This is a genomic window from Aquimarina intermedia (genome assembly GCF_008124785.1).
Classification (GTDB): domain Bacteria; phylum Bacteroidota; class Bacteroidia; order Flavobacteriales; family Flavobacteriaceae; genus Aquimarina; species Aquimarina intermedia.
Genome location: NZ_VNHU01000006.1, coordinates 81,033 through 95,787 on the forward strand (window position 1 = coordinate 81,033; position 14,755 = coordinate 95,787).

Annotated in this window: 13 protein-coding genes, 2 tRNA genes and 1 pseudogene; 13 read left to right on the plus strand and 3 right to left on the minus strand. The window is 36.9% G+C overall.

Annotation, left to right across the window (positions count from 1 at the left end; translation table 11 throughout):
- Positions 1–29: 29 nt before the first annotated feature.
- Positions 30–869 carry a M57 family metalloprotease gene (locus BD809_RS10130; protein WP_148782865.1) on the plus strand — a complete coding sequence of 280 codons (840 nt, stop codon included), beginning with the start codon at positions 30–32 and terminating at the stop codon, positions 867–869.
- A gap of 489 nt (positions 870–1,358) precedes the next feature.
- Positions 1,359–1,607 carry a transposase gene (locus BD809_RS16045; RefSeq protein ID WP_170251857.1) on the plus strand — a complete coding sequence of 83 codons (249 nt, stop codon included), beginning with the start codon at positions 1,359–1,361 and terminating at the stop codon, positions 1,605–1,607.
- 393 nt (positions 1,608–2,000) lie between these two features.
- Here the strand turns inward: BD809_RS16045 and BD809_RS16050 are convergent.
- Positions 2,001–2,162: pseudogene (locus BD809_RS16050) on the minus strand (site-specific integrase); the annotation flags it as partial.
- 330 nt (positions 2,163–2,492) lie between these two features.
- Positions 2,493–2,567 (minus strand) — tRNA-Pro (locus BD809_RS10140).
- A 260-nt stretch (positions 2,568–2,827) separates the two neighbouring features.
- Here BD809_RS10140 and BD809_RS10145 point away from each other — a divergent pair.
- A complete protein-coding gene (locus tag BD809_RS10145) occupies positions 2,828–3,295 on the plus strand; it encodes a hypothetical protein (protein ID WP_148782866.1) in 468 nt (155 codons plus the stop codon).
- Between the two features lie 80 nt (positions 3,296–3,375).
- Here BD809_RS10145 and BD809_RS10150 read toward each other — a convergent pair.
- Positions 3,376–3,450: transfer RNA gene (locus tag BD809_RS10150), tRNA-Pro, on the minus strand.
- Positions 3,451–3,605: 155 nt separating this feature from the next.
- Between BD809_RS10150 and BD809_RS10155 the strand changes: the two genes are divergently transcribed.
- The 10 genes from BD809_RS10155 (at position 3,606) to BD809_RS10200 (ending at position 14,734) form a co-directional block, all read left to right on the plus strand.
- A complete protein-coding gene (locus tag BD809_RS10155; protein WP_148782867.1) occupies positions 3,606–5,738 on the plus strand; it encodes a TonB-dependent receptor family protein in 2,133 nt (710 codons plus the stop codon).
- A gap of 44 nt (positions 5,739–5,782) precedes the next feature.
- Positions 5,783–6,901 carry a PQQ-dependent sugar dehydrogenase gene (locus tag BD809_RS10160; RefSeq protein WP_148782868.1) on the plus strand — a complete coding sequence of 373 codons (1,119 nt, stop codon included), beginning with the start codon at positions 5,783–5,785 and terminating at the stop codon, positions 6,899–6,901.
- A 1-nt stretch (position 6,902) separates the two neighbouring features.
- Complete coding sequence (locus BD809_RS10165) at positions 6,903–7,364, plus strand: c-type cytochrome (RefSeq protein WP_317130866.1); 462 nt, start codon at positions 6,903–6,905, stop codon at positions 7,362–7,364.
- A gap of 13 nt (positions 7,365–7,377) precedes the next feature.
- Positions 7,378–8,460 (plus strand): anhydro-N-acetylmuramic acid kinase, encoded by a 1,083-nt coding sequence (locus BD809_RS10170; RefSeq protein ID WP_317130867.1) that lies wholly within the window; start codon positions 7,378–7,380, stop codon positions 8,458–8,460.
- A gap of 54 nt (positions 8,461–8,514) precedes the next feature.
- On the plus strand, positions 8,515–9,123 hold the full coding sequence (udk, locus tag BD809_RS10175; protein ID WP_148782869.1) for a uridine kinase: 609 nt from the start codon (positions 8,515–8,517) through the stop codon (positions 9,121–9,123).
- A gap of 39 nt (positions 9,124–9,162) precedes the next feature.
- Positions 9,163–9,522: an FtsB family cell division protein gene (locus BD809_RS10180; RefSeq protein ID WP_394348849.1), complete on the plus strand. Its 360-nt coding sequence runs from the start codon at positions 9,163–9,165 to the stop codon at positions 9,520–9,522.
- Entirely contained in the window at positions 9,515–10,882 is a 1,368-nt protein-coding gene (locus tag BD809_RS10185) for a methylmalonyl-CoA mutase subunit beta (RefSeq protein ID WP_148782870.1), read from the plus strand. Before BD809_RS10180 ends, BD809_RS10185 begins: the two co-directional genes overlap by 8 nt.
- A 90-nt stretch (positions 10,883–10,972) precedes the next feature.
- The gene (locus BD809_RS10190) at positions 10,973–11,596 is read left to right on the plus strand and encodes a hypothetical protein (protein WP_148782871.1); all 624 of its coding nucleotides are present in this window, start codon (positions 10,973–10,975) and stop codon (positions 11,594–11,596) included.
- Between the two features lie 54 nt (positions 11,597–11,650).
- Positions 11,651–13,783 (plus strand): methylmalonyl-CoA mutase, encoded by a 2,133-nt coding sequence (gene scpA / locus BD809_RS10195; protein WP_148782872.1) that lies wholly within the window; start codon positions 11,651–11,653, stop codon positions 13,781–13,783.
- Positions 13,784–13,852: 69 nt separating this feature from the next.
- Positions 13,853–14,734: an SDR family oxidoreductase gene (locus BD809_RS10200; RefSeq protein ID WP_148782873.1), complete on the plus strand. Its 882-nt coding sequence runs from the start codon at positions 13,853–13,855 to the stop codon at positions 14,732–14,734.
- The last annotated feature ends 21 nt before the right edge of the window (positions 14,735–14,755 follow it).

Consider the following 14,755-nt stretch of genomic DNA (forward strand, 5'->3'; position numbering starts at 1 on the left):
TATTATTTTTTAACTTAAACACACAACTCATGAAAAAAAGGAGCCTATTGTCCCTCTTCGGGGTAATTTTACTAGCAGCCAGTATATTTATTTCCTGCGAAAAAGAATCTACTGCCATCGAAGAGGTGTCTGAACATGTTATTTTTAAAGAAGCACTTTCAAAATTAGAGAAAGCTCATTTTAAGACACAAAATGCACGTCAAATAGAGTTTATGGGAGAAACAGGGATCGCTGTAGAGGATATGTTTTTTACCCTTGAGCAAATTGATGAATTATCTCAAATTGAGATTGGACCTAATCAAAAGCAGTATCGTACAACCAATTTGGTTACTGGTCTCCCAAGGTTAATTACAGTAAGCGTTGATCCATCTCTAGGAACCTTAGGATCTAACGCCTTAGATGCTATGATAAACATGTATAATTCTGAAAATTTACAATTGACATTTCAGCGTGTTGCATTTGGACTAAAAGGTAAAAATCAAGCAGCTATTGAAGTAACCGAATTTTATGAATTAGAATCTGGAGGCTTTATTACTTTGGGGAGAGCTGCCGGGTTCCCCACACGGAAAGGAGATCCAGCTAAAGGGTTTGGAATTAATAGTCGCTGGTTTGAACTTCTCAACCCATCATTGGCCGAAGTTACAGGAACTATGGCTCATGAAGTTGGACATTGCATTGGGTTTCGTCATACTGACTATATGACTAGAGAAAGTTGTGGTCAAAATGTTAACGAAGGAAGTGCGCGTGTGGGAGCCATTCATATTAGTGGGACACCCACGGTTTCTGATGCCACTTCGTTAATGCAATCTTGCGGTCCTGCAAATAATTTCAATAACAATGATAAGATCGCATTAGATGTATTATATTAATTAGCACTGTTTAATTTTTCATTTAAAATTTTAAAAGTATCGTGACTTGAACAGTCACGATACTTATATATATACTCCTCAAAATACTCTATCTCAGATTTAATTTTATACCGACCGAGTAAATACGCTTTTGTTTTATTCCACCACAACCCTATATCCCTAGGTTGTAATGTTGTTTCTTCTGATTCATCATTTCCAAATTTCTTGAGTAAAAGAATATAGAGCTCTTTTTGATTACTTTCCGCTTAAAATTTGTTCATGGTATGCTGTAAATCCTAGGTGCTTTTATACATTTTGATCAAAACTATAGCGCCTTAGACCTAAGAAAGATTCAGTATTAGGATGTATTCTATTACCTCAAACTTCACCCCCTCCCTATAAACCGGGCCATTTAAAATCAAAGCGAATAAAAGGTTAACTTCAAACAACTATTTGCTTATCAAACGATCGAAGTATTCAGAGTCGTAGATTGTATTTACGATCAGAAAGGTGAAAACGGGTACAAGTATTCAAGAGATCTGCCAAAAGGTAGGAAACAGCGAGACCACCTTTCACAATTGGAAGAAGAAATACGGTGTACTAGGCGTATCAGAGCCACGTAGACTGAAGAACCTCGAAGAGGTGAACTCGCATTTAAAGAAACTGATGGCCGACCTTAGTTCGAACAAACAGATTCTACAGGACGTACTTAAAAAACGCTTTTACAATAATTTGAGAACCAACACTTACAACGCTTAACAAGGTTCAAGAACCATTTCTCAAGAACGAAATAAGGCGATAATCTATTTGAGTAACTATTACAGTGGTCTATTTACCGACGGTTGCTCATTTGTTTTTGATGATCGACAGGTATCTAACTCCTTAAATATTTTTCAAATTTGAGCATGGAATTATAGTTCAGTTCCTTTAATTACACATAATTAGTCTTAAAGGAATTCAATAAAAATTTAGGAATATAGCTTTGAGTTGTGAAATAATTCTTGTGTGTTCCCAATTTCAATTTACCTTCCATATCCATATCATGGTAGGAGATAATATCCATTATTGAATGATTGCCTCATCTGATCCAAGGAATCCTACCTTTATGGCTTTTGAAGTAATCAATTTATTCATCTTCATTAAATCACGGTATCATTGAAATAATGGATTATAGGTCTCATCCAAATAACTGTTTAGAATCCTTGTCTTCTGACTTGTACCCCTGGCTCTGTTCTTGTTGACACCCCAATCAGTAAATAAAACTTTACGCTTCTGTCTAATGGTAGCTCTTTTACCATTTACTGTGATTCTTCCGTAAAGAGATGCTTAGTTTTCCTTTACTCTGGAAAAGTAAGCACAGAACAACATATTGAATGTTGAAGTTATTTTCATGATTTCGTCTTTTAGTTAACACTATATATGTTTGTCAGACGAAAGTCAAATCACTTATAAAGATACATTTATTTAGCAAAAACATTAACATTTTAACAAATCGGTCAACACTTTCCAAATTATAAATTTGGTGACCGATTTGTTGACGGCTTTATAGGTAACAATTAATTTATTTCGATACTATTAAAAACAACAAAAACCTGAAATTCATAAGATTAACAGGTTTTTAGTATTGATTAATACTTTAATATGTCGGGATGACAGGATTTGAACCTGCGACCACACGGCCCCCAGCCGTGTACGCTAACCGGACTGCGCCACATCCCGATTTGTGAGGTGCAAATATAATAATCCTGAATAAATTTAGAACTTTTTTAAAATTTTTCTACCATCTTTAATCATAATAAATATGAGATATCCCTAGAACTAAGCAAGAATTATTCCTTATTACCATTAGCAAACAATTAGTACCTCACAGCATGGAGGAAATGCTCCATAACGTCTTAGAATTCTCCATTATTACTAATAATACATCTAATGACTACAGTTTTATCTATACTTAACCTAAGTATTTCAGAATAGTAGCGATGAACGTTGAGACTATACTCTTTTATGAATGGTGCCAATTTGCAGCCTGTTTGTTTTCATTGATAGCATTACTGGCAATTTGGTGGCACATAGGTAAAAAACAAAATGAATTTGGGCAGGTATGGCTGGCCTTATCCATTTTATGTTGGTCATTTTCCATACTTGCTGAAGTATATTTTACGCTAAGCAATATACAGAGTAACTTTCTTGTTGAAGGTTTTGGGAGTGTTTTGATCTTACTCAACAGCTTGTTTAGACTATTAGCACTCCCCTGGTTTCGGTGCCTTCCCAAACCAATTGTGCATATTATCAAATCACCCTATTGGTTATATATAATCGGCATTCCCTTTTTGTTCTCTTTGCTTCCAATACCAAATAAAAAATCCAACCACTTTAGTGATTGGATTTTCTTAGTCGGGGTGGCAGGATTAACTTCGTTGATCCTTTTAGAGGTTGTGACAAATTAAAGCGTTGCTTTAACTTTAAATAAATCCCTCCGTTTTCTTAAGAAAGTAAACTTTCTACAAAAACTCCACATTTTATTTTGTCGGGGTGGCAGGATTCGAACCTGCGACCTCCGCGTCCCAAACGCGGCGCGATAACCGGGCTACGCTACACCCCGAGAAGGTTATCCCTTTTTGCGGGTGCAAATATAAATAAACTGTTTTATTAAAACCCAATAAATCGCAAAAACATTTAATTATTTTTTATAAGATCGCATTAAAAACTTTTTCTGCGATTCATATTTTATAAGTTTCGGATATTTGAATAAAAAAATTGAAAGCACTCTTACTATCTTTAATTATAGTCTCTTTTACTGCTCATCTCTCTGCGCAAGAAAGAACTAATAAAGTTTCAACAGATCGCAATGCTTCAGATTCTGTTCAGGTAATCGAATCAGAAGTTATTCCGTTGGACGAAGTAACCCTTACAGGACTTAGCCTAACTACTAAGCTGACTGAGATCTCACAATCAGTTTCCATAATTGGTAAAAACAAACTAGCATTAGAACGGCCTATTACATTATCCCCACTAATCAATCAAGTTCCCGGAGTATTTATGCAAAGCGGTACCCTTAATACCAATCGTATTACGATTCGTGGTATCGGTGCCCGCAGTCTTTTTGGTACTGCTAATATTCGAGCATATTTTGGAGAAATTCCGCTAACTGATGGTAATGGAGAATCAGTCATTGAAGATCTTGAACTTGCCTCGGTGTCTCAGATCGAAATTTACAAAGGTCCGGCAGCCAGTAATTTTGGTGTAGGTTTAGGAGGTACTATGATTCTACAACCTCTGTACCATAACAATGCAACACCCGAGGTGACTTTTACTAAACAATTAGGTAGCTATAATTTCAAAAAAGTTGTCGGTACTGCTGGCTTTTCAAAAAAAGGACAGTCCATCAACTTAATTTACAGTTCCAATCACAGTGATGGGTATCGTGAGAACAACGCCTATAATCGCAACACCTTTACCGGTGTCATGAAGTTTGACCTTAGCAACAAGGATGAATTTGTTGTATTGGCTAGTTACATACACCTTAATGCTCAAATTCCAAGTTCGTTAACTCAAGAAGATTTTGACGCTACTCCGAAAAAAGCAGCTTTTACCTGGGGAGCTTCCAAGGCTTTTGAACATGTTAATCAAGGTCTTTTAGGTTTGACCTGGACACATGATTATAGTGACAACCTCTTACAAAGCACTAGCATATTCACTTCTGCAAAAGACAACAAAGAACCGCGTCCTTTTAATATTCTTGAGGAACAAACCCATGGTCTCGGCTTAAGAACTAAACTACAAGGAAATAATCAATTATTAAACTTAGCCGTAAAATGGATGGTCGGTGTCGAAGGTTTTACTGACTCCTACAATGCGCAAACCTTTGAAAATACTTACGGAGATACTCCTAAAGGCAGTGGCAGCAGTTACGGAGAGCAATTATCCGATCTTGAAGAGCGGCGAAGTTACATCAATCTTTTTGCAGAAACTACCTGGGACTTGACTTCGAAATTAAAATTTAATACAGGGGTTCATGCCAATTACACCTTTTATACATTAGATAATCGACTCACCAGTACTACCATAAATCAACTGGGAGATTATAATTTTGATCTCATTCTTTCGCCAAAATTTGGTCTCATACATACCTTTACAAAGAATCTAAATATTTACGGAACTGTTGCCCATGGCTTCTCCATGCCTACCACTGCCGAAACCATTTTACCCGATGGCACACGTAACAGGAATTTACAGCCGGAGATTGGCTGGAATTTTGAGATTGGAACACGTTTTAGCTCATTCAATAATAAATTGAACGGCAGCTTAGCGCTGTATACTATGAGTATTGACGATTTATTGGTTTCAAGACGTACACAGCAAGATAATTTTTTTGCTATTAACGCAGGTAAAACAAGACATTCCGGTATTGAAGCCCAACTATCTTACCCGATTTTTACTCACAAAGAGACTCGTATTACAGCCTATGCTAATGCTACATTAAATAACCACCGATTCAGAACCTTTATTGATAAGGAACAAGATTTTTCGGGCAATGAGCTGACCGGGGTACCTTCTGAAGTTTTAAATGCAGGCCTCAATCTGGTGACAAGAAATTCATTTTACGGCATGTTAAGCATGCAATATGTAGGGGATATTCCGGTGAATGATGGAAACACTGTGTATACTGACAATTATACACTACTCAATGCACAGCTTGGCTATAAAAACAAAATGCTGAAACGACTGCACTATGATCTTTTCCTGAACGTCAATAATATAACAGATTCTAAATACGCCGCACAGGTTCAAGTGAATGCCATTGGATTTGGAAACAATGCTCCCCGCTATTTTTATCCGGGGATACCATTCAACTATTCTGCTGGCATTAACATAAAATATAGCCTTTAAAAAATAATTCTTCGTATTTTTCAATCTTTAAAAACTCACTATTTATGAGACAGCATTTTTTTAGAATTTTATTCTTGCTTCCGCTATTTTTTGCTTGTGCACAAGAAAAAATTAATGATATTGAACTTCAAGAAGATCCAAAAAATTATTCAACAGAGCTTGTCGTTTCCGAATTACAAATTCCGTGGGGAATGACCTGGCTGCCTGATGGAAGTATGCTTATTACGGAAAAAAGCGGCGAACTAATCCATTTTAAAGATGGAAAGAAAACTTTAGTTACTAATGTTCCCGAGGTATATAATCGTAATCAAGGAGGTTTGTTAGATATAGAGGTGCATCCCAAATATGAAGAGAATGGTTGGCTCTATATCACATATTCATCGACAGAGGGGGAACAGAAAGGAGGACACACAGCGCTAATTAGAGCAAAACTGCAAAATAATTCGTTAACTGATATTGAAAAGCTATATAAAGGAAGCCCAAACACCACAAAAGGACATCATTTTGGTTCCAGAATTGAATTTGATAATGATGGCTATGTATATTTTAGTATTGGAGATCGTGGAGATCGCGATCAAAACCCACAGGACATCACCCGTGACGGAGGTAAAATTTACAGATTACATGATGATGGACGTATCCCTACCGACAACCCATTTATAGATAAAAAAGATGCTAAAAAAGCAATTTTCTCTTACGGTCATCGCAATCCGCAAGGAATGGCTATACATCCTGAGACCGGAATGATTTGGGTGCATGAACATGGTCCTCGTGGTGGTGATGAGATAAACCCTATTAAAAAAGGGGTTAATTATGGATGGCCTGTAATTACTTACGGCATTAATTATAGCGGCACCTCTATAACAGATCAGACTCAAAAAGAAGGTATGGAACAACCACTCTATTATTGGGTTCCCTCAATTGCTCCCAGCGGAATGGATTTTGTTACCAGTCCAATCTATCCGGACTGGAAAAACGGAATTGTTGCGGGTTCTTTAAAATTTCAATACTTGGAGTTATTAATCCTTGAAGAAAACAAGATAGTCAAAAGACAAAAGTTGCTAGCCGATATTGGCAGAGTACGTAATGTACGTCAAGGACCTGATGGCTATCTGTATGTAGCTGTCGAGTCAAAAGGTATTATTAAAATTATTCCTAATTAATATGAGTTATTTAGTAACACTACCCGGTATCATATTGAGTACTATACTCTTTTTGAACCTGCATGATTATTCTAAATCACACGAGTTATCAGAGTACCAGCCTATAAAAGAAAACATGTTTCAAGTAAAAACACTTGAAGAAAGCATGGTAGCCGGTGAAGAAATATATCTTGATTTTTGCATGCAGTGTCACCTGGCAGATGGCAAGGGTGTTCCCAACGCGTTTCCGCCCCTTGCAGGCTCTGATTGGCTCACTAACAAACGAAAGGAAAGCATTCATGCTATCAAATATGGGCTGAATGGCGAAATTAGAGTGAATGATGTGATCTACAACAGTGCTATGACACCCCTCGGACTGGAAGATGAAGAAATTGCAGATGTCATGAATTATATTATGAATAGTTGGGGAAACACACAAAAAACTATGGTAACCATTGAAGAAGTCGCAGCAATTAAAAAATAAATTTTTAAGAGCTATGACAGTTATTAAAGAATATCGTGTAATTGGTTTAATGTCGGGTACCTCTCTTGATGGTTTGGATATCGCCTACTGCAATTTTAAATTAGAAAATGGTCGATGGTCCTATCAAATTTTAGAAACGGATAGTATTAACTACAATCCCGATTTTAAAGCACAGTTAAAAAAAGCAATTTACTTGCAAAGTCATGCTATGATAGCGTTACACAATACTTTTGGCTCATGGATGGGAACTCAGGTTGCTGATTTTATTAAAAAGCACGAACTCGTAGTTGATTTTATAGCAAGTCACGGACATACTGTACTACATCAGCCGGATATAGGAATTACATATCAGATCGGATCAGGACAACATTTAGCAAATAGCTCAGGACAAAAAGTGATCTGTGATTTTAGAACAAATGACGTCTATTACGGGGGACAAGGTGCTCCGTTAGTGCCTATTGGTGACGAGTTATTATTTTCAGAATACGATTATTGTTTAAATCTTGGCGGTATAAGCAATATTTCTCTCAAACAAAATAAGGTTCGTATTGCCTATGACATCGCTCCGGTAAATATGTTACTAAATCATATCTGTAATAGCGTCAACCTCGACTATGATGACGAAGGTAAACTAGGAAGAAGCGGACAGCTAAACACTGCATTACTCCAGCACTTAAATTCTCTGGACTATTATTCGCAATCCATACCCAAATCATTAGGATATGAGTGGTTTGCATCACAGATACTACCTGTACTGGATCGTCATCCTGATACTACAGAAAATTTATTACACACTTCTGTTCATCATATCGCACAACAACTTGCCAAAGCAATCCATTCACACAAACTTTCAAATGCAACAATACTTGCGACCGGAGGTGGCGCAAAAAACATCTATTTTATAGAAGTACTTCGACAAAAATTAGGGGATCAATTTACCATCGTATGTCCTGAAGAAGAACTGATTGATCATAAAGAATCTCTTATTTTTGCATTCATGGGGGTACTCAAAGAACGAAATGAGATAAACTGCTTAAGCGCAGTTACCGGTGCCAGAAAAGACAGCTCTTCGGGAGTAATTTTTAATCCAGCGTAAAACTTTATCAAAAAGATTACATAGCTTTCCTTAAATTTGCCGAAAAATCAAGAAATGCTAATTATTGGGATCGCAGGAGGTACAGGTTGTGGAAAAACCACAGTGGTGAATCAAATTATCAACGAACTATCTGATAATGAGGTGTGTGTGATATCGCAAGATTCATATTATAAAGACACAAGCCACCTAAGCTATGAAGAACGTACAAAGATTAATTTTGACCACCCAAAATCCATCGATTTTGAACTGCTGGTAGAACATTTGAGAGAATTAAGAAAAGGTAACACTATTGAGCAACCCAATTACTCATTTGTAGAACACAATCGCACCGGCGAAACTATCACCACACGCCCTAGTAAAGTTATAATTGTAGAAGGTATTCTGATATTAACGAATCCGCAAATTCGGGAAATGTTCGATATTAAAATATTTGTTCATGCTGATAGTGACGAACGTTTAATACGTCGTTTGAAAAGGGACATTGCAGAACGTGGTCGTGACATGCAGGAAGTTTTAGATCGTTATCAAACCACGTTAAAGCCCATGCATCAGCAATTTATAGACCCCACAAAAGAATTTGCCGATTTGATTATTCCCAATAATCATTATAATACGGTGGCCGTTGATGTAGTTCGTTCAATTATTAAGGAACGCTTGGATTAACTTTTTGTACCTTTACACAGCAACAAATCCTATTACTGATTGAAGTTTAAAAAGTTTCTTAACGATTTAAAAAGTAAGCCAGCACTGATTCCTGTCTTTGCTATTCTATTTAATAAATACGTTCTTATTATTCTCGTATTTGTAATTTGGATGCTTTTTTTGGATACAAACTCTTGGCTTATCCATCGAGAATTAGATGGTGAAATACAAGAACTTAAAAATAACAAAGAGTATTACATAAAAGAAATTATAAAAGATCAAAAAGATATAAAAGTTCTGAAAGACAGTAGTGAACTTGAAAAATTTGCAAGAGAGACCTACTTTATGAAACGGGATGATGAAGAAATTTACATTATCGAGTATCAGGACAGCATTTTAAATTTTAAAGACAATGACTAAATCTTTATTTGAAGGTTTTGACGAAGTTACAGCAAAACAGTGGAAGCAAAAAATTCAGGTGGACTTGAAAGGTGCGGATTATAATGAAGCATTGATATACAAATCACTTGAAGGAATTGACATTAAACCTTTCTATAATCAAGAAGATCTTGAAGGTTTACATATTCAAAATTACCATCCCTCCCGTTGGAAGGTTACTCAAAAAATTGAAGTTAAAGATAGTAGTCAAGGCAATGAAGCAGCTCTGGATAGTATTTCTAAGGGCGCTGAATCATTATACTTTGTCATTGAGAATGACGCCGTCGACATAAGCATACTCCTAAATAATATTCCTGAAGAGACACCCATATATCTTGCGCCACAATTTTTATCTATTTCCTTTAGTGAGACAGTAAACACTTTTGCAGCACATAATAAGTATGCCATTTATCTCCTTACAGATAGCATAGGTAATTTGGCAAAATCAGGTAACTGGTATGAGACATTAGAGAAGGATCAGAGTAATGTAGATACAGTTTCAAAAACCGGAACACATTTAAAAAGCACCCTTTCAGTTGATATAAGTTTATATCAAAATGCAGGAGCAACCATGGTACAGCAACTAGCATACGGTCTTGCTCAGGCTAATGAATATTTAAATCAGTTTGAACAATCTGGTTCCGAAGGGTTGAATAAAAAGGAAATCGTTTTTACGGTTGCTGTTGGTGGAAATTATTTTTTTGAAATTGCAAAATTAAAAGCGTTGCGATTGCTATGGAAAAGCTTAAGTACCGAATATAATAATTTTACCTCTTCTTGTCATATAGTAGCCTTTCCTTCTACGCGTAATAAGACGATATTAGATTATAACGTTAATATGTTGCGAACAACAATGGAAGGTATGAGTGCCATATTAGGAGGTGCTGATGCAGTCTACAATATGCCCTATGATGCGGTTTATCACAATGAAAATGAATTTGGAAATCGCATTGCCATCAATCAGTTACTCGTGCTCAAACATGAAAGTAATTTTGATATGGTTAGCAATCCGGCATCCGGCTCGTATTATATAGAAACCTTAACTGATCAATTAGCAAAGGAAGCATTGGATATTTTTAAAAGTATCGAAAAAGGCGGTGGTTTTTTAACTCAATTAAAATCCGGACAAATTCAGAAGAAAATTAAAGAAAGCGCCACGCGTGAGCAAATTTTATTTGATAAGGCGAAGATTAAATTAACCGGTGCAAATACTTATAGAAATAATGACGAAGTGCTCCCGGAATTCGAGAAATCTCCCTTTTTAGAAAAAAAATCACGTAAAACGTTAATTGAACCTGTAATAATGCGAAGATTGGCTGAAAAAATCGAGAAAAACTTATAATTTCAGATGTTTTTCAGAATATATTCTTACATTTAACATCTATTTAACTTAACCCTTTTATTAAAGCTACTAAATCTGAATCACCCCCCTATGATTAGATCTAGATTACTTTTGATGTTGTTCATCATTGTGACAACTCAATCCATCTATGCGCAAGAATCTTTTGATTGTTCAAGCATCGACGATACCGGTTTAATTACTAAAGCCTTTCAATCGTTTGAGAAGGACATTTTCAGTCATTATAATTTTGGCAATGATTCTATAAAAACATACCGAACCTTTTTGGCAGAGGTAGCTAGTTTATCTATAGATCTAAAGAAATTACCTTCTAAAAATTCCATAACTCATACACGTCTTTTTAAAAAAGGTGTCAAAAACAAAGGATCCATATGGATACCTTTGAGCGAGTATGAAAACCAACGTGCTGAAAATAAGACAGCAACAACAGTAGCAAAAAAGAAAAACGAAGAAGCGATCATGATTTTTAACTACAGAGGTGGTTTTATTCAATGCTTAAAAAATACCAGTAAAGGCGATAATTTAAGAGAAATCATAGACATCCTTGAAGAAGACGGCAATGTTAGCACCTCGCTTATTGCGCAACGAATTTATTACATTCCGGATTCAGAATTTAACTCTATTTCAGTAAAAAAATTCATTGCATTCGATATTTACTATTCTATCCTAATGGTTATCGAAAAAGCCTTTGGGTAATCCCTATAAAACATTAAATTTGGTCATTCGTATTGTTACACCAATATATCGTACATGACCCGAAAAGACATTCAACATATAACTCTTGAGTCGAACTCATTAAATTCACCTCAGAAAGAAATAGTTAGCAACAAGATGCCAGAAGGTATCGAAGTAAAATCTGGCTATACGAAGCAGGATATTGACTCCCTTACACATCTTAATTTTGCTGCAGGACTTCCTCCTTTTTTACGAGGTCCATATTCTACAATGTATGTCAGGCGTCCGTGGACTGTTAGACAATACGCAGGATTTTCTACAGCAGAAGAAAGTAATGCCTTTTACCGACGTAATTTGGCTGCGGGTCAAAAAGGATTATCGGTAGCTTTTGATTTGGCAACGCACCGAGGTTACGACAGTGACCATGAACGCGTCTATGGAGATGTGGGTATGGCTGGTGTTGCTATTGATACCGTAGAAGACATGAAGGTGCTGTTTGATCAGATACCACTCGATAAAATGTCCGTTTCTATGACAATGAACGGCGCAGTACTACCCATTATGGCTTTTTATATAGTTGCAGCCGAGGAACAAGGCGTAGACAAAAAGCTACTCGCCGGTACCATTCAAAATGATATTCTTAAAGAATTCATGGTACGCAATACCTATATCTATCCTCCTACTCCTTCAATGCGAATTATCAGTGATATTTTTAGCTATTGTTCTCAAAATATGCCTAAGTTTAATCCTATCAGTATTTCGGGCTATCATATGCAAGAGGCAGGAGCTACCTGTGATATTGAATTAGCATACACCTTGGCTGACGGACTCGAATATATCCGTAAAGGTATTGAAGCCGGTATGGATGTGGATTCTTTTGCCCCTCGCCTTTCATTTTTCTGGGCCATCGGCATGAATCATTTTATGGAAATTGCAAAAATGAGAGCTGCCCGCATGTTGTGGGCAAAACTTATTAAACAATTTAATCCAACAAATCCTAAATCGCTAATGTTGCGTACACATTGTCAGACTAGTGGATGGAGTCTTACAGCACAGGATCCCTTTAACAATGTCGCAAGAACGTGTATAGAGGCTAGTGCCGCAGCTTTTGGAGGCACACAAAGTTTGCACACCAATGCGTTGGATGAAGCCATAGCCTTACCAACTGATTTCTCAGCAAGAATAGCACGTAATACCCAGATTTTTTTGCAGGATGAAACACAAATTACTCGTACGGTAGATCCATGGGCCGGGAGTTACTATGTAGAATCACTTACGCAAGAGATTGCTGACAAAGCTTGGCAATTGATTGAAGAAGTTGAAGCTTTGGGCGGAATGACAAAAGCCATTGAAGCAGGAATTCCCAAAATGAGAATCGAAGAAGCTGCTGCAAGAAAACAGGCGCGGATCGATAGTGAACAAGATGTAATAATTGGCGTCAATAAATATCAACTTGAAGAAGAAGATGCCATAAGCACTTTAAAAGTTGATAACAACGCAGTACGAAAACAACAAATTGACGGTCTTAATCGCGTAAAAGCAACCCGAGATAATCATGCAGTTTCCCTTACCTTAGCAGCTCTTGAAAAAGCAGCCGAAAGTAAACAGGAAAACTTATTAGAACTTGCGGTTGAAGCTGCTAGAAAAAGAGCTACCTTAGGAGAAATAAGTGATGCTTTAGAAAAGAAATTTGGACGCTATAAAGCAGAAATAAAATCATTTACAGGAGTGTACTCAAAAGAAATAAAGAATGACGCCGCTTTTGAAGAAGCCAGAAAATTAGCGAATCGTTTCGCTGAGCTTGATGGACGACGACCAAGAATCATGATTGCCAAGATGGGTCAAGACGGACATGATCGCGGTGCAAAAGTGGTAGCTACAAGCTATGCTGATGTAGGATTTGATGTGGATATAGGCCCCTTGTTTCAAACCCCAAAAGAAGCTGCCAAACAAGCGGTTGAAAATGATGTGCATGTTGTAGGTGTATCCTCATTAGCAGGAGGACACACAACATTAGTCCCACAAATTATTGATGAACTTAAAAAGTACAACCGAGAGGATATTATGGTTATCGTTGGAGGCGTTATTCCGCCAGATGATTATGACTATCTTTTTGATGCCGGAGCTGTAGCAATTTTTGGACCTGGAACCAAAATAAGCAAAGCTGCAATTACTATACTGGATATCTTGATTGATGTTCGCAGTTAATTTACTATGCATGCATAGTTTTTAACGTATTAATTGTATCTTTCACACAAATATGATACATATACGCTCATGAATTATACAAATAAAATGCTTCGTGATGGAGCGCTCAAAGGAAAAAACATCGTAGTTACAGGTGGTGGAAGTGGATTAGGAAAATCAATGACCAAATACTTCTTGGAACTGGGGGCAAAAGTGGCAATCACTTCCCGTAATTTTGAAAAATTAAAGACCACAGCAAAAGAATTAGAGGATGAAACCGGCAGCGTGTGTTTACCATTGCAATGTGATGTGCGTCATTATGACCAGGTCGAAGCGATGCGAGATCAGGTTTTAGATGCATTTGGTACAGTTGATATTTTGCTGAATAATGCTGCTGGAAACTTCATTTCACCTACAGAACGTTTATCTGCTAATGCTTTTGATACCATTATTGACATTGTACTAAAAGGCACAAAAAACTGCACCTTAGCTTTTGGTAAGCATTGGATTGACACCAAATATGAAAATACGGTGGTATTAAATATTGTTACCACCTATGCATGGACTGGTTCTGCATATGTAGTACCAAGCGCTACGGCTAAGGCTGGTGTTTTGGCATTAACCAGATCACTCGCGGTAGAATGGGCAAAATACGGAATGCGTTTTAATGCAATTGCTCCGGGACCTTTTCCTACTAAAGGAGCATGGGATCGTTTACTTCCCGGTGAATTAAAAGAAAAATTTGATCTAGCCAAACGTGTGCCTTTAAAACGCGTTGGGGATCATCAGGAACTTGCTAATTTAGCCGCATATCTAGTATCAGATTTTGCTGCATATGTCAATGGAGAAGTTGTCACGCTGGATGGAGGAGAATGGCTCAAAGGTGCAGGTCAATTTAATCTTTTAGAAGAAGTTCCTTCAGAAATGTGGGACATGCTAGAGGCTATGATTCGATCAAAGAAGAATAAATAAAATAAGCTATCATACTATTTT